We start from the raw sequence: 15,959 nt of genomic DNA on the forward strand, positions 1-15,959 counted from the left end.
CCTGAACATCTCAATTTTATCGGAATGGTCTTGTTGGTCAAACCCTTGATCCCTCCACCCGCATAGCGGGTGGTTTTTTGTTTCGCGCGTTTCACGCACTCAACTGGCTAAAGCCTAAACAAAAAAACACGCGCCTTAAGGCAACGTGTCTTTCAGCTTTTCCCCCGCTTCGTACAGCGACTGGAACGTTCCGGCATCACTCCACCATTCCTGAAGCACATCGTAGCTGAGCTTGCGGTCGGCGGCGTAAAGGTTGTTCACATCGGTGATTTCCAGCTCTCCCCTCTTGGAAGGGGATACCCGCTGGATAATATCGAACACGGCTTCGTCATACATATAAATTCCGGTCACGCAATATCCCGTCTTCGGATGCTCCGGCTTCTCCTCAATATACGAGATCCATGCGGAATCCTGAGTGTCGAATACTGGAACTCCGTATCTCCGCGGATCATCCACCGGCTTCAGCAGCACCTTTGCCGTTCCTTGGGGCTGACGCAGATACTTCTCCACATAAGGCGTCAGATCATCCATAAAAAGATTGTCACCAAGCAGCACAACAAACCGTTCACCTGGAAGAATGAAGCCCTTCGCCAGATCCAGCGCTTCCGCAATGCCTCCGGCGGCTTCCTGGATTTTGTAAGTCAGCGAGACGCCGAACTCCACGCCGCTGCCCAAAAAATCCGTATACTGCCCTGCAGACTGCTTGCTGATGACCAGGAGAATATCGGTTATTCCTCCGCGGCGCAGTCGCTCTATACCGTAGCACACCATAGGATATTTGCCGACCGGAAGCAAATGTTTGTTCATAAGCCGGGTCAGCGGATAAAGTCTTGATCCTGTTCCGCCCGCCAGTATGACTCCTTTCACTTACTTTCCTCCTTCTTATCTGTGTCTTTGGCCTTCAGGTCAACATTTCAGATGAACTGTGCCGGGTCCACATGCCATTTATCCATAAAAATCTTGCGGTTGCGCAGCACCAGCTCCTGAATCTCGGAGGAGTATACCTCCTTGAAGCTGGCGCTTCCTTCATGATGCACCAGGCAATTCCCGGCAATCAGCAGCCTGTAGCCCCGCATCCGGGCGCGATAGCAGTAATCATCGTCCTCAAAATGACCGGGAGAATACCGCTCATCCAGGAGGCCGATGGCATCCATCAGCTCTCTTTTGAACAAAAAACACAGGCCCACCAGACGCCGGCTCTCCATCCATCCTGCAGAACCCTGTGCATGTACCGCCATCGCTTCGGCATGATAGCCCGAAATATCTGTATAGGCAGTCTCCACCCGCTGCCGGCCGCTGGCATAGTTCGTCACGGGACCCACGATGCCGATATCCGGAGCACTGTACAAGGCATTCTTCAGGTTATCGAGCCAGTTTTGCGAGACAATGACATCATTGTTCAGCAGCAGCAGCTCATCGCCCGAGGCGAGCTGGAGCCCCAGATTGCAGGCAACCGGGAACCCCCGGTTCTCGGGAAGCGAAATAAAAGTCAGCTTATTGTCGCGGCAGTACTCGTCCGTGCCGTCCTGTGAACCGTTGTCGACCACAATAATTTCATACGGCGTCCCGGTGTACGCCCTGATTGATTCGATGCAGGGCCGCAGCAGTCTGAGCCCATTGAAGGTCGGGATAATAATACTGGTCAGCGTCATATTCTGTTCCTCCACGCAGCCATTTGCCTCCGCTGCTCCAGCAGACTCTCTTCGGTCACAACCCCGCCTGCCTCCCGCTGCATAAGAACCTTGCGCAGCGCTTCCGCATGATCGCCGGCAATCAGTTGTTCCATGGCATTGCCGGCGCCTGTGTTCCCTTGACGAATCCGGTTATTTCGGATGACATTTACCGTTCCCGCCTTTTCCACCCGCAGCTTCTCCATAATCGAGATGGCCTGCGCTTTGGGCGGAACCATCAATTCACGATATCCGATCCTCTCCAGCGCATGGCGGGACAGCGCATGGGGAACAGCAGTCATAGAGCTGACGCCAAGATCACTCCGGCCCAGCACGGCATTGAGGTACATTTTGCAGCGGGTGACATCATCGCTTAATTCGAACGAAGGCAGCAATTCATCCAAATCATTTAACGCCACATCGACACCACCATCTACTGCGGCGGCAAAAGCGGCCAACTGCGATGCGGGAATGGTCATATCTCCGTCCAGAAACAGCAGGATATCCCCCCGGCTAAGCTTGGCTCCAAGCGCCCGCCCCACATCATGCCCGGCGGATTCCGGGCAATGTATGACCGTGGCCGTCTTGCACAGCCTGGAGTGCTGAAAGCTGTTGTCGGTGCAGCCGTTCAGCACTACAATGATCTCGGCCGGATTCAGGCGCATCACCTGCTTCAGCAGGGGCGGCAGCGTTTGTTCCTCGTTGCGCGCCGAGATAATCACCGACAGTGTCCCGCGCAGACTCGGCAGGCTCTTCTCCTCCCGGCGGCGAACGTGGGCATTGCCGGCGGCTGTTGCTCCGGCGGCTGCCCTGCGCCGCACGGCAGATTTGAGGGCGGCGGCTCCCGCGTTGGCCCGGCTGGCAGGACGGACAGCCGCAGCTTGCGCCGCCTTCCGCCAGCCGGCAGCCTTGCCGCCGGTACGGCTCCGTCGGGAGGGTGCCGCTCCCGCGGCCTTGTGCAGGACGGCCGATCCGCCTCCGCTGCTTCGGCGGGCGGACAGCACATCTGCGGTTCTCAGCGGATTGGCTCCGGCACGGCGGACAGGAGATTTGGCCGTCACAGCTGCCTTCGGCTGTGGGCCGGATGTTGCCTTGAGCGCAGCTGCCATCATCTCACCATCTCCCTCCGCCGGCTTCCGTCACTGAAGCCAGCTCTGTCTCCTTTGCGCTCAAGCAGCAGGCCGACAGCATCCGCATGGTCCCTGAGAATCACCTCCCGCAAGGGGTCGGTGCCTCCCCGCTTGCGGCGAACAGCGTTCAGTTTCCCGACAGGAACGTTGTGCACTGCCTTTACAAGCAGCCCGTCAAGCACGGCCTGGGCATAGGCCAGCGGTGGACGGGATAACAGAGAAGTTCCTAGTGTGTTAAGCGCCCTGCGGCTAAGCGCATGGGGGACCGCCGTCAGCGAGTAACCTTTTAAGTCCGGACGGCCAAGCATGATGTTCAGCGCATATTTGGAGAGTACGACCGGATGGGGGAACTTGCTGCGCACCGGTCCGGAATAATCATTTAGTGCCACGTCTACTCCCCGTTTGACTGCAGCCACGAACGGGCGCAACTGTGAAGCGGAAATGGGAAGATCTCCGTCCGTGAAGAGCAGGACTTCACCCTTTGCTTCCTCCGCCCCGAGACTGCGGCCGACATCGTGTCCAAGCGGCTGCTCGAAGCTGATGACGCGTGCTCCCAGGGACAATGCAATCTCTGCCGTATTATCAGCAGAGCCGTTAACAATCACAATAACCTCACAGCGGGGATGGACTCCCCTCGCCCCGGCAATCACCTTGGCAATCGTTCCCGCTTCATTCATTGCCGGAATAATTACCGACACATAAGGCTCGGGATGATTCCCCGCAGGGAGCGGCGCGGCTGGCCGCATCGGCCGGGAAGTCCGCCGTGTTGTTTGCGAAACCCGCCGCCCCATGCGGCGGGCAGATGTTCGTTTGTTCTTCAAGCTCATCCACCTTCCTTGCAGGGCATAGCCTCCGGGCTGAGGGTTACATCACAGTCTATGTAATCGGCTGGTCCGGGTAACGGCCAATGTCTCACTCCGTACAGAAATTTGGACAATTGCCTGTTCTTTGGAGAAGCACAGAAGGCTGGCCTTTAGCAGAAACATTTGTCCCCAACAATTAGTGTTGTACCGAAGGAGGAAAAAGAAGTAAATATCAAAATAGCGGGAAAATCACCCTCTATTCTGCGCAGAGACTGGCGTATCAGGCAGCTAGAGGGAAAGCCTCCTCTTATTCATATCAGCGCTTTATGCGCGCGGCATTTAATGTCTTTTGTGACAGCAAAAAAGAGCGCAGCCAATGGCTGCGCCGATGTTCTCAAAATAAGGCTTCTTCCAGCTCGATCTCTGCTCCATGCGCTTAGTCGAACGCCCGGTGATTCACGGCCGGCTTCACTAATGGGGAACCAAGAGCAATCCAAGATAATACGCCGTAGAAATGCACGGTCTCACGCAGCCGAACTACCTGAATTACCGCTTCTCCGGCCGATCTGCTCTTCAGTGAAGCATGGAAGAACGGCTGATTGGTCATGGCGACGAGCACATAGCCGGTATGGCCATAGCTCTCGTCAAAAGTAACCGCCACCTCTACACTCTCCTCGTCGCCGTTGAACATGAACGCCGTCATGCCGAACTGCTGCAGCACCTCCCGGTTTCCTGCACTCTGCACCGGGCTAAAGGAGAGATGCTCCGCATTCACCGAACCTTGGGCCAGATGATCCCCGGTCACCGCACCGGGAGCAATATGGTAGCTTTGCACGCTCTCTTCTTCCAGATGACGGGATTGAACGGCGAATGAAGCTATTTTGGAGGCTTCCACCGCTTCATCCTGAAGTTCTGCGCTTCCGACCGCTCCTTCCGCAAGCTTGCCGGTTCCGATACTGCCAATGGCCAGCTTATCACCGGTAATGCTGCCATCCGGCAGCTCAGAGGTCAACGTACCCTCGGCCAGATGCTCCAGCTTGATTATGCCGGGGCTTAAATGACGTTCCTCCAGCACTCCGTCCGTGAGATGTTCTCCATAGATACTCTGCTGCTGCAAATGCACCGAGTTTACCGAACCTATCGCCAGCTTATCGCTGTCAATGCTGCCGTCCGGCAGCTCGGAGTTCAGCACACCCTCGGCCAGATGCTCCAGCTTGATTATGCCGGGGCTTAAATGACGTTCCTCCAGCACTCCGTCCGTGAGATGTTCTCCATATATACTCTGCTGCTGCAAATGCACCGAGTTTACCGAGCCTATCGCCAGCTTATCGCTGTCAATGCTGCCGTCCGGCAGCTCGGAGTTCAGCACACCCTCGGCCAGATGCTCCAGCTTGATTATGCCGGGGCTTAAATGACGTTCCTCCAGCACTCCGTCCGTGAGATGTTCTCCGTAGATGCTCATCTGCTGCAAATGCACCGAGTTCACCGAGCCTATCGCCAGCTTATCGCTGTCGATGCTGCCGTCCGGCAGTTCGGAGTCCAGCACACCCTCGGCCAGATGCTCCAGCTTGATTATGCCGAGGCTTAAATGACGTTCCTCCAGCACTCCGTCCGTGAGATGTTCTCCGTAGATGCTCATCTGCTGCAAATGCACCGAGTTCACCGACCCTATCGCCAGCTTATCGCTGTCGATGCTGCCGTCCGGCAGCTCGGAGTCCAGCACACCCTCGGCCAGATGCTCCAGCTGAATGCTGCCGGGGCGAATATGGCGGCTGTCCACCGCTGCCGGGGTCAAATGGCCTCCATATATGCTGCCCGGGGCCAGATGGAAAGAGCTCACCGAACCAGGCGCAAGTTTGCTTCCGGCAATACTGCCATCCAGCAGCAGGTCCGCACTGCGAACCTCATCCGCCAGATGCTCAAGCTTAATCATGCCGGGATTCAAATGACGTTCCGTAAGCGCGCCATCCACGAGATGCTCGCCTTGGATGCTCTGTTGCTGCAAGTGCACCGAACTTACTGAGCCTTCCGCCAGCTTCTCGCTGCCGATGCTGCCGTCCGGCAGCTCGGAGGTCAACGCACCCTCGGCCAGATGCTCCAGATGAATGCTGCCGGGGCGAATATGGCGGCTGTCCACTGCTGCTGAAGTTAAATGGCCTCCATATATGCTGCCCGGGGCCAGATGGAATGAGCTCACTGAACCAGGCGCAAGTTTGCTTCCGGCAATACTGCCATCCAGCAGCAGGTCCGCACTGCGAACCTCATCCGCCAGATGCTCAAGCTTAATCATGCCGGGATTCAAATGACGTTCCGTAAGCGCGCCATCCACGAGATGCTCGCCTTGGATGCTCTGTTGCTGCAAGTGCACCGAACTTACTGAGCCTTCCGCCAGCTTTTCGCTGCCGATACTACCATCCGGTAGCAAATCCGCAGTGCAGGTCTCATCCGCCAGATGCTCCAGCTTGATTATGCCAGGGCTCAAATGACGTTCTTCCAGCACTCCGTCCGTGAGATGTTCGCCGTAGATGCTCATCTGCTGCAAATGTACCGAACTTACCGAGCCTTCCGCCAGCTTTTCGCTGCCGATGCTGCCATCCGGCAGCAAATCCGCAGTGCAGGTCTCATCTGCCAGATGCTCCAGCTTGATTATGCCAGGGCTCAAATGACGTTCTTCCAGCACTCCGTCCGTGAGATGTTCGCCGTAGATGCTCATCTGCTGCAAATGTACCGAACTTACCGAGTCTTCCGCCAGCTTTTCGCTGCCGATACTACCATCCGGTAGCAAATCCGCACTGCAGGTCTCATCCGCCAAATGTTCCAGCTTGATTATTCCGGGGCTTAAATGACGCTCTTCCAGCACTCCGTCCGCGAGATGTTCGCCTTGGATGCTCTGTTGCTGCAAGTGCACCGAACTTACTGAGCCTTCCGCCAGCTTCTCGCTTCCGATACTGCCATCCGGCAGCAGTTCGGAGGTCAACGTATCCTCAGCCAAATGTTCCAGCTTGATTATTCCAGGGCTCAAATGACGCTCCTTAAGCACTCCGTCCGCGAGATGCTCGCCTTGGATGCTCTGTTGCTGCAAGTGCACCGAACTTACTGAGCCTTCCGCCAGCTTCTCGCTTCCGATACTGCCATCCGGCAGCAGTTCGGAGGTCAACGTATCCTCAGCCAGATGCTCCAGCTTGATTATACCAGGGCTCAAATGACGCTCCTTAAGCACTCCGTCCGCGAGATGCTCGCCTTGGATGCTCTGTTGCTGCAAGTGCACCGAACTTACTGAGCCTTCCGCCAGCTTCTCGCTTCCGATACTGCCATCCGGCAGCAGTTCGGAGGTCAACGTATCCTCAGCCAGATGCTCAAGCTTGATTATGCCAGGGCTCAAATGACGCTCCGTAAGCACTCCGTCTGCGAGATGTTCGCCGTAGATGCTCTGTTGCCGCAAGTGCACCGAACTTACTGAGCCTTCCGCCAGCTTCTCGCTTCCGATACTGCCATCCGGCAGCAGTTCGGAGGTCAACGTATCCTCAGCCAGATGCTCCAGATGGATGCTGCCCGGGCGAATATGGCGGCTGTCCACCGCTGCCGGAGTCAAATGACCTCCATATATGCTGCCCATAGCCAGATGATAGGAGCCCACTGAGCCCGATGCCAGCTTAATGCCGCCAATACTGCCGTTCGGCAGCAGCTCCGCGCTGCGGACCTCATCCGAGAGATGCTCAAGCTTGATCATACTGGAGCTCAGATGCCGCTCTTTAAGCGCTCCATCCGCCAGATGCTCGCCTTGAATGCTCATCTGCTGCAAGTGCGCCGAACTTACCGAGCCTTCCGCCAGCTTATCACTGCCAATGCTGCCGTCCGGCAGTAGCTCCCCGCTGCGGACCTCATCCGCCAGATGTGCGAGCTTGATCACACCGGGGTTCAAATGCCGCTCCTCTAGCACACTATCCGCAAGATGCTCGCCTTGGATGCTCATCTGCTGCAAGTGCACCGAACTTACTGAGCCTTCCGCCAGCTTCTCACTGCCAATACTGCCGTCCGGCAGTAGCTCCCCGCTGCGGACCTCATCCGCCAGATGTGCGAGCTTGATCACACCGGGGTTCAAATGCCGCTCCTCTAGCACACTATCCGCAAGGTGCTCGCCTTGGATGCTCATCTGCTGCAAGTGCACCGAACTTACTGAGCCTTCCGCCAGCTTCTCGCTGCCAATGCTGCCGTTCGGCAGCAGCTCCGCGCTATGAACCTCATCCGCCAGATGTTCAAGCTTGATCACACCAGGGTTCAAATGCCGCTCCTCAAGCGCTCCATCCGCAAGATGTTCACCGTATATGCTCTGCCATTGCAAATGTACCGAGTTCACCGAGCCTACACCAAGTTTGCCGCTGCCAATACTGCCGTCCGGCAACAGCTCCGCGCTGCGGACCTCATTCGCCAGATGTTCAAGCTTGATCATGCCGGGGTTCAAATGCCGCTCCTCAAGCGCTCCATCCTCAAGATGCTCTCCTTGGATGCTATGCTGCTGCAGATGGGCCGAGCTTACTGAGCCTTCCGCCAGCTTATCGCTGCCAATACTACCGTCCGGCAACAGCTCCGCGCTGCGGACCTCATTCGCCAGATGTTCAAGCTTGATCATGCCGGGGTTCAAATGCCGCTCCTCTAGCGCTCCATCCTCAAGATGCTCTCCTTGGATGCTATGCTGCTGCAGATGGGCCGAGCTTACTGAGCCTTCCGCCAGCTTATCGCTGCCAATACTACCGTCCGGCAACAGCTCCGCGCTGCGGACCTCATTCGCCAGATGCTCAAGCTTGATCATGCCGGGGTTCAAATGCCGCTCCTCTAGCGCTCCATCCTCAAGATGCTCTCCTTGTATACTCTGCCACTGCAAGTGTGGCGAGCTCACCGAGCCGACCGCCAGCTTATCGCTGCCAATGCTGCCATCCGGCAGCAGCTCCGCGCTACGGACCTCATCCGCCAGATGTGCAAGCTTGATCACGCCGGATTTCAAATGCCGCTCTTCAAGTACACCGTCTGCAAGATGCTCGCCTTGGATGCTTTGCTGCTGCAGATGGGTCGAGCTTACAGAACCTTCCGCAAGTTTGCCGCTGCCAATGCTGCCATCCGGCAGCAGCTCCGCGCTGCGGACCTCATCCGCCAGATGTGCAAGCTTGATCACGCCTGGCCGCAAGTGCCGCTCCTGCAGTATTCCGTCTATAAGATGCTCCCCGTAAATGCTCTCCTGCTGCACATGCAGCGAATTTATCGCCCCCGCTGCCAGCTTCCCGCCGTCGATGCTGCCCTCCGGCAGCAGATCAGAGGTCAGCGTCTCCTTAGCCAGATGTGCAAGCTTGATGCTGCCGGAACGGATATGGCGGCTCTCTACTGCATCCTCAGCCAAGTGGTTTCCATTTACGCTGCCCGGGACCAGGTGCGATGTGCCCACCGCTCCTTCCGCCAGCTTGCTTCCACCGATGCTGCCATCCGGCAGCAGCTCCGCACTGCGGACCTCATCCGCCAGATGCTCAAGCTTGATTTCGCCTGTACGGATATGATGGCCCTCGACCGCTTCCTCCGCCAAGTGTTCTGTGTGTATACTTCCTTGAGCGATATGGAAGGATTGAATCGATCCATCCAGCAGCTTTTCCCCACCGATACTGCTGTCCGGCAATATGTCACTACTGCGGACCTCTCCGGCCAGATGGGCCAGCGTCACTTCGCCTTGCCCGATATGCCGTCCTTCAACCGAAGCCTCCGCTAAATGCTTGCTTTCAACGCTTCCGGGCGAGAGATGGCGGGAAGCGACAGCCCCCTCTGTCAGCTTCGAGCCAGTGATGCTGGCATCCTGTATTTGTATCGACGAGATAGAGCTCGGATTAATGTGTCCATTTCCGATAGACATTGGCCGAATATGCGTCCCGCTGACACTTCCCGGGGCAAGATGTCTGCCTTGCACCGCTGAGTCGCTGATCGAGCCCGGGCCGACCGCACCTGCTGACAAGTGCTCTGCCTGAACTGCCGCTCCCGCGAGCTTAGCGGCTTCTACGCTGTTGTCAGCCAGCTTGACAGCGGTAACCGATAAATCCCCCAGCTTATCGGTCGAAACACTTTCCGGCGATAGCTTCAGCGCAGTAACCGCATAATCAGCCAGATGATGCGGCTGCACCACACCGGCGGAGAGATGGATTTCCTTAACAGCACCGGTGGCCAGCTTCTCTCCAGATACCGCCCCATGCTGGAGCGCAGAAGAAGTTACACTGTTCTCGCTAAGATGTCTGCGCTCTACCGCCCCCGGTGCCAAATGCTCGGCATCCACCACTGCGCCCTGCAGCACCCGCCCGCTGACACTGGCATCGGCCAGATGCTTCTCCTCGACCGCACAATAAGCAACATGCTCTCCGCTAACCGCTTCCCTGGCCAGAGCAGCTCCATTAACTGAGCCCTGAGCCAGCTTGGCGGCAGTGATACTGCCATCTGCCAGCTTGGCGGAGGTCACGCTTTGCGGACGGAGATGCTCTGCCGCCACGGACTCAGACGCCAGTTGTTCTCCCGTAACCGCTCCACTCGCCAAATGGCTGGTAAGCACAGCCTCCTCCTGAAGCTGCACGGACCCAACCGATTCCGCCGCCAGATGGGAATGCTCTACAGACTCACGCTGCAAGTGGGCTGAGGCAATCGCCTGCATGGCGATCTGCGGGCCGCGCACAGCCGACTTGGCGATATGCCGTGTTGCCACCGATTCATCCGCCAGCTTATGTCCCAGAATACTCTGATCAGCGATTTTGGAGGAGGTGACCGCTTGCTCCACAAGCTGCGCCGTACCTACAGCGCCTTCCGCCAGCTTCACAAAAGAAATGCTCCGGTCCGCCAAATGACGGCTGCTGATTTCACCGTCGCCAATATGACTGCCGTTCACGCTTTCCGGACTCAGATGCTGTCCTCGAATGGCTTCCTTGCCGATCTGGCGCGAACCCACAGCTCCTTCAGCGATATGGCCGCTTTCAATGACGCCGCTCTGAAGCTGTTCCTTGCCAATGAGCCGGCTGGCTAACTGCTCCGGACCTATCGCCCCCTGGGCCAGATGCTTCGCTGTGATTGCGCCGTCACTTACATGGCGGCTCTCGATAACGGCATCGCCCAGCTTGGCGCCGCTGATTTCACTGTCGGCAATTTTGTCACCGGACACTGCACCATCAGCCAGCTTGGAATGGTCAATGCTTCCGTTCGCGAGATGGCGGCTGACTATGCTGCTGCTCATGATTTTCTCGCCGGTTACCGCCCCGTCCTCCAGCAGCTCCGAGGTGATGATACAATCGCTAAGATGGCGGCTGGTAATCGCCTGGTCAGCTATTTGCCCCCCTCCAATGATCCGGTCAGCCAGCTTTTCAGGGCCAATGCTGCCATTCTTCAGCTTCTCTCCGCCAATCGAATGATCCAGCAGCTTGCCTCCACTGACGCTTCCCTCCGCCAAATGCTCACCCGAAACCGACTCAGGGGCCAGCTTAGAAGACGTTATTGCCTTGTCCGCGATATTGATGCTCTGTACCGCATAATCCTGCAGCCAAGGAGTGCCGATAATGCCAAATTTCAGCTTGGAGCCGTCAATAGTCCGTGGAGCAATCTTCCGGCCGGTAACCGCAGCGTCGGATAAATCATCGGTATACACCGGATGCAGGCGTTCTTTTTCCGGTAAGGCTGGAGCCTCCTCCATGAGTAAAGGTGCTGCAGCCACCTCATGTTGGCCCGATATTTCTACTGCCGGTTCCTGAGGCACCTCCTGATCAGGCAAATCTGGCTGAGCTAAGTCCTCGGCTTCGAGCATATTTACCCCGCTTACCTGCAATAAATCAATTTCTGAATCCAGTACTTCAGTGTCGGCGGTGTACGAAAACTCCTGCACCCTGGGACTGCTATTCAGCATACTAAGTTCTCTTTTATTGGGATCATCCACAAAATATAGCCGTTTCTTCGAATTGCGGTGCTGATTCCTTCTGGAGCCCTTCACAAGCAGTCTCCTCCTTCCATCTGTCTTTTCTCCTAGGCATAATATGCAGCATGATGGGCGAATGACACCCATTGCCTGCAAGTCTGACAAATGTGCCTTAGCTTTGCTGGACCCCCGGACAACAGATTCTTGAAAAAAGGGCTTCCGCCGCCGCGCATTCGTCCATCCTAAAGGGCGGGTAACCACATACAATGACAGGAGGAAAGGGGATAGCCGAAAACACAGAAGATAACGGGAGGAACAAACATGGGGCAAAAGCTCGTTGGAATACTGCTAAATGCCGCTATGCACCGGGGCGTTCCCCGGTTAAAAACGGGACAGGAGTCGCTGGAGAGCTACGAGGAAGCCGCCGCCGCATACGGATTGATCCCTTGCTTTCTGAAGTTGTCGGACATTGATACGGAATCCGGCTATAGCATCGCCTATATTAAGGGTCCTCAGGGCTACCGGAGAACTGTCATTCCAACGCCGGGCGTGATTCACAACCGGGCCATCTACGACCCGGGCTACCGGGGAGTTGACAGGCTGCTTCGCAGCGGTGTCCTGGTGTACAATACATGCAACCGCTACGGCAAAGATCAAATTCATGGACTGCTTGAGCAAAATTCCGGGCTGCGCGGGCTGCTGCCGGATACTTCAGCCGGATTTTCCGGACTGAAGGAGATGATGGGCAGCTATCCGGATCTCATCCTCAAGCCATGCCGCGGGAGTATCGGCAAAGGCATCATGCGCCTATCCCGGAGCAACGCAAGCCGCTGGATCTTGAGTTATCTTCCGAACGGCGCAAGCCGCTGGGCCAGCGCAGAGGTGAATCCGGAGGCTCTGCCAAGAGCGCTGCAGGCGCGTTTTGCCGCGATACCGTATCTTGTGCAGGAGCGCATCCCGCTGGTCGAGATTGACCGGCGGCCGTTTGATCTGCGGGTTACCGTCCAGCGCGGCTGGGGCGGAGATTGGCAGGTAACCGGACTGTTCGCCAAACGGGCCGGCCCCGGCGGCTTCGTGTCCAACATCGCCCGGGGAGGCGAAGCGCTGAATGCTTCGTATGCGCTGGAGCAGGTATTCTCTAGCGAGATGGCGGCAGGAATCCGCATGTCCGTCGTGACGATCAGTCTCAGCATCGCCCGTGAGCTGGAGCGAAGCCTGCCTGGACTTGCCGACATCGGCCTGGATATCGGCATTACCGCAAATGGCCGGATCTATTTCATTGAATGCAACGGTCGCGACCAGCGCTACGGCTTCCGCAGAGCCGGGCTGACTGAAACCTGGAAGGACAGCTACCGGAAGCCAATGGAGTATGCGCGTTTCCTGCTTGACAATCCTTCGCGATATAACAGTTATTGATTTGTCTCCTATTCTATGTCAATATAATGCAGAGCGGAAACGGTCCCGGTCCCCGGGTCCGTACCGCTGCATGATGGAAGGGAGATGGGCATGGTAAAACAATTGCTGCGGCTGATGACCGAGCTGTCCTCACACAGATGGCTTTCCCGGTTAATGGGGACTTTTTCCCATAGCAGACTCAGCCGTTTTTTGATCCCGGCATTTATTCGGACTTATCATATTCCCGCAGCCGAAGCGGAGAAGCATTCCGGCGAGTACCGGACGCTGAATGAATTTTTCAGCCGCCGCCTGAAATCCGGCATGCGGCCTGTCACCGGCAGTGAGAACGCTGTAGCCAGCCCGGTGGATGCCCTGATTACAGCCATGGGCGAGATTCATTCCGGAACGATTATGAATGTTAAAGGACAGGATTATGAGCTGGAAGAGCTGCTGAACCACTCTCCGCATCTGGAGCTGTACAAAAAAGGATTTTTCTTCGTATTGTATCTGAGCCCTACCGATTACCACCGGATTCACTCGCCGATTACCGGACGCAAGGTGGAGAGCGAGCATATCCGCGGACGGGCCTACCCTGTCAATGAGTTTGGCATGAGACATATGAAGGGTGTGCTGAGCCGCAATGAAAGGCTCATTACTTATATCGCCGGAGCAAGCGGTGAAGCCGCTGTGGTGAAGGTTGGTGCGATGAACGTCAGCAGCATCCGTTATTCCAATGAAGAGGCTGACCATTGGCAGATTGGCGACGATCTGGCCTATTTCGAATTCGGCTCAACTGTGGTGCTGCTCCTGGAGAACGGCAGCTTTACGCCGCGCCCCGGACTCGTAAGCGAAACCAAGGTGAAGATGGGCGAGCTGCTGGGCACATTGCACCGTCCTACTTAAAGGCTTGACCCTGATAGACAAAGAAGAGATGCCTCAACAATCAAAGCCCCGTCCAAAGGCACGCAAGCGATGCCTTGACGGGGCTTTGATTTTTTTACGTTTACCGCACAAATGTATTGCTTACCCGCTCCGATTTTAGAAAATAAGTGACCCAAGTTACTGCGAGCCGGACTATTCCGTCACCTTGCTCTGATTTGCCACCTCACGGGCTTTGGCCTGAACCTCTTCCGGCTCTCCGAGATAGAAGCGGTTAATCGGCTTCACATCATCGTCCAGCTTGTAGACAAGAGGAACCCCGGTCGGGATATTCAGATCCAGCAGCGTCGGCTCATCGAGATCCTCCATGAATTTGATCAGCGCCCGCAGCGTGTTGCCATGCGCCGAGATCAGCACCCGCTCCTTCTTGCGGATCAGCGGCACAATGCGGTTGCCCCAGAAATCGCCGACACGGTGCACCGTATCCTCCAGGCTCTCGCCGCGCGGAATATCGCCGGGTCGGACCTCCTTGTAGCGGATGTCGTTTCGCGCATAACGCGGATCATCCGGGTCCAGCAAAGGCGGACGGACAGATAAGCTGCGCCGCCAGATATGGAGCTGCTCTTCGCCGTATTTTATCGCAGTTTCACTCTTGCTCAGCCCCTGCAGCGCACCGTAATGCCGCTCGTTCAGCTTCCAGGATTTCTGTACGGGAATCCACAGCAGGTCCAGCTCATCCAGCACATAGTTCAGTGTTTTGATCGAACGCTTCAGCACGGAAGCAAAGGCAAGATCGAACGTATAGCCCGCCTCCTTCAGCAGCTTGCCCGCCGCTTTGGCCTCCTCCACACCTTTTTCGGTCAAATCGGGGTCGCTCCAGCCTGTGAACAGATTCTGGCGGTTATACTCGCTTTCTCCATGACGTATCAATACGACTTCGTACATAACTTCTCCTCCTGCCTATAGTTGGATCGTGACTGCCGCTTGCGGCTTATATGATTTCTATCTAAAATCAGCGGATTTCCGACGGGCTTTTTCCGGTGTGCTGCTTGAATTGGCGGCTGAAAAAGAAAATATCGCGGTAGCCCAGCGCATCCGCCACCTCAGTTACATTCATTCCGGCATACAGCAGCAAATGCTGAGCCCGCTCGATTCGGGCGCGGATGACGTAGGACTGGACGGAAGAGCCGGTAATCTCCTTGAACTTGATCGAAAAATAACGCGGCGACAGCCCCGCCCGGGCCGCCAGATCCTCTACCCGGTGTGAGGCCCCGGGATGCTGGCTTACATAGTTGGCTACCTCGTGGATGACCTCTGCCAGTTGGTTGCTGATATGCCGCTCCACCGGCATCACCTGATCTTCCCGCAGCAGATGGATCATCAGCTGCTTCAAGATAAGCTGCCCCTCCTCTTCGGCGGCGAACGTCTTCACCAGGAACAAGCGAACATACCGGGCAAGCAGATGCTCAAATTCCACCGTTTCCGTCATCTCGCGATAAGAGTCTGGAACCTCCCGCACCACTTCGGTGATATCAAAGTGAATATATGTAAGCACAAGCGGTTTTTGCGGATTATGGGTAGCGCTCGTATGATCTCCCGGGCGGAATAGAAAGCAGCTTCCTTTGCCCACCTGAAACGGCACACCATTCTGCACAACTGTGCCTTCTCCGCTCCAGACATAAAATAAATCGTAATTTTGCAGCGGCTTCTCTCTTTTTTGCCACTTCCAGCCCGGCTCGCAGACGATTTTCGCCAAGGCCGGCAGGATGACAAAAGAGGTCGGCGATGCATGCAGCATAATGTTCCCTCCTAAAAGTTTTGTTAGCGTTACTTCCTGCGCATACTTCGTACAAAACTCGCTTCGGAAGCATCCGCTTAAGTTTTGTTAGCGTTACTACAATGAATTATCTTCGTACAAAACTCACTTCGGAAGCATAACCTTGAGTTTTGCGGAAATTTTGCTTCTTCGATATTACTTTGTAGCAAAACTCTTTGCTCATCTATTTGCGGACTATCCTTGCGCAAGCTTCTACTGCACTTTGTACAATAGAATAGCGGAATGAGCGCAGAGTTTTCAATTCTGCTGCACTTTGTACAATCAAAAAGCTCAAATCCGCCGATTCTCTGCAGACAAGCGCAAATCTGTTGCACAGAATGCAGC

9 protein-coding genes are annotated in these 15,959 nt (G+C 56.1%); 2 read left to right on the forward strand and 7 right to left on the reverse strand.

What is annotated here, in order from left to right:
- Positions 1-135: 135 nt before the first annotated feature.
- The 5 genes from ACX1DY_RS30510 to ACX1DY_RS30530 all read right to left on the reverse strand — a co-directional run bounded on the left by ACX1DY_RS30510 (position 136) and on the right by ACX1DY_RS30530 (position 11,599).
- Positions 136-867, reverse strand: a complete 732-nt coding sequence (locus tag ACX1DY_RS30510) for a sugar phosphate nucleotidyltransferase (RefSeq protein WP_458967873.1) — start codon at positions 865-867, stop codon at positions 136-138.
- Positions 868-914: 47 nt separating this feature from the next.
- Positions 915-1,652, reverse strand: coding sequence for a glycosyltransferase family 2 protein (locus ACX1DY_RS30515; protein WP_458967874.1), 738 nt, complete (start codon positions 1,650-1,652; stop codon positions 915-917).
- Positions 1,649-2,782, reverse strand: a complete 1,134-nt coding sequence (locus ACX1DY_RS30520; RefSeq protein WP_458967875.1) for a glycosyltransferase family 2 protein — start codon at positions 2,780-2,782, stop codon at positions 1,649-1,651. Before ACX1DY_RS30520 ends, ACX1DY_RS30515 begins: the two co-directional genes overlap by 4 nt.
- Positions 2,779-3,627, reverse strand: a complete 849-nt coding sequence (locus tag ACX1DY_RS30525; RefSeq protein WP_458967876.1) for a glycosyltransferase family 2 protein — start codon at positions 3,625-3,627, stop codon at positions 2,779-2,781. The genes ACX1DY_RS30520 and ACX1DY_RS30525 overlap by 4 nt, the downstream gene beginning before the upstream one ends.
- A 412-nt stretch (positions 3,628-4,039) precedes the next feature.
- Entirely contained in the window at positions 4,040-11,599 is a 7,560-nt protein-coding gene (locus ACX1DY_RS30530) for a WIAG-tail domain (protein WP_458967877.1), read from the reverse strand.
- A 246-nt stretch (positions 11,600-11,845) separates the two neighbouring features.
- Here ACX1DY_RS30530 and ACX1DY_RS30535 point away from each other — a divergent pair, with 246 nt between their 5' ends.
- Positions 11,846-12,940: a YheC/YheD family endospore coat-associated protein gene (locus tag ACX1DY_RS30535; protein WP_458967878.1), complete on the forward strand. Its 1,095-nt coding sequence runs from the start codon at positions 11,846-11,848 to the stop codon at positions 12,938-12,940.
- A gap of 90 nt (positions 12,941-13,030) precedes the next feature.
- Positions 13,031-13,822, forward strand: a complete 792-nt coding sequence (gene asd / locus ACX1DY_RS30540) for an archaetidylserine decarboxylase (protein ID WP_458967879.1) — start codon at positions 13,031-13,033, stop codon at positions 13,820-13,822.
- Positions 13,823-13,993: 171 nt separating this feature from the next.
- Here asd and gpmA read toward each other — a convergent pair whose 3' ends face one another.
- A complete protein-coding gene (gene gpmA / locus ACX1DY_RS30545; RefSeq protein ID WP_458967880.1) occupies positions 13,994-14,743 on the reverse strand; it encodes a 2,3-diphosphoglycerate-dependent phosphoglycerate mutase in 750 nt (249 codons plus the stop codon).
- A gap of 67 nt (positions 14,744-14,810) precedes the next feature.
- Positions 14,811-15,596: a helix-turn-helix domain-containing protein gene (locus ACX1DY_RS30550; RefSeq protein WP_458967881.1), complete on the reverse strand. Its 786-nt coding sequence runs from the start codon at positions 15,594-15,596 to the stop codon at positions 14,811-14,813.
- Positions 15,597-15,959: the final 363 nt, after the last annotated feature.

The sequence above is a fragment of the Paenibacillus sp. BAC0078 genome (assembly GCF_054483875.1).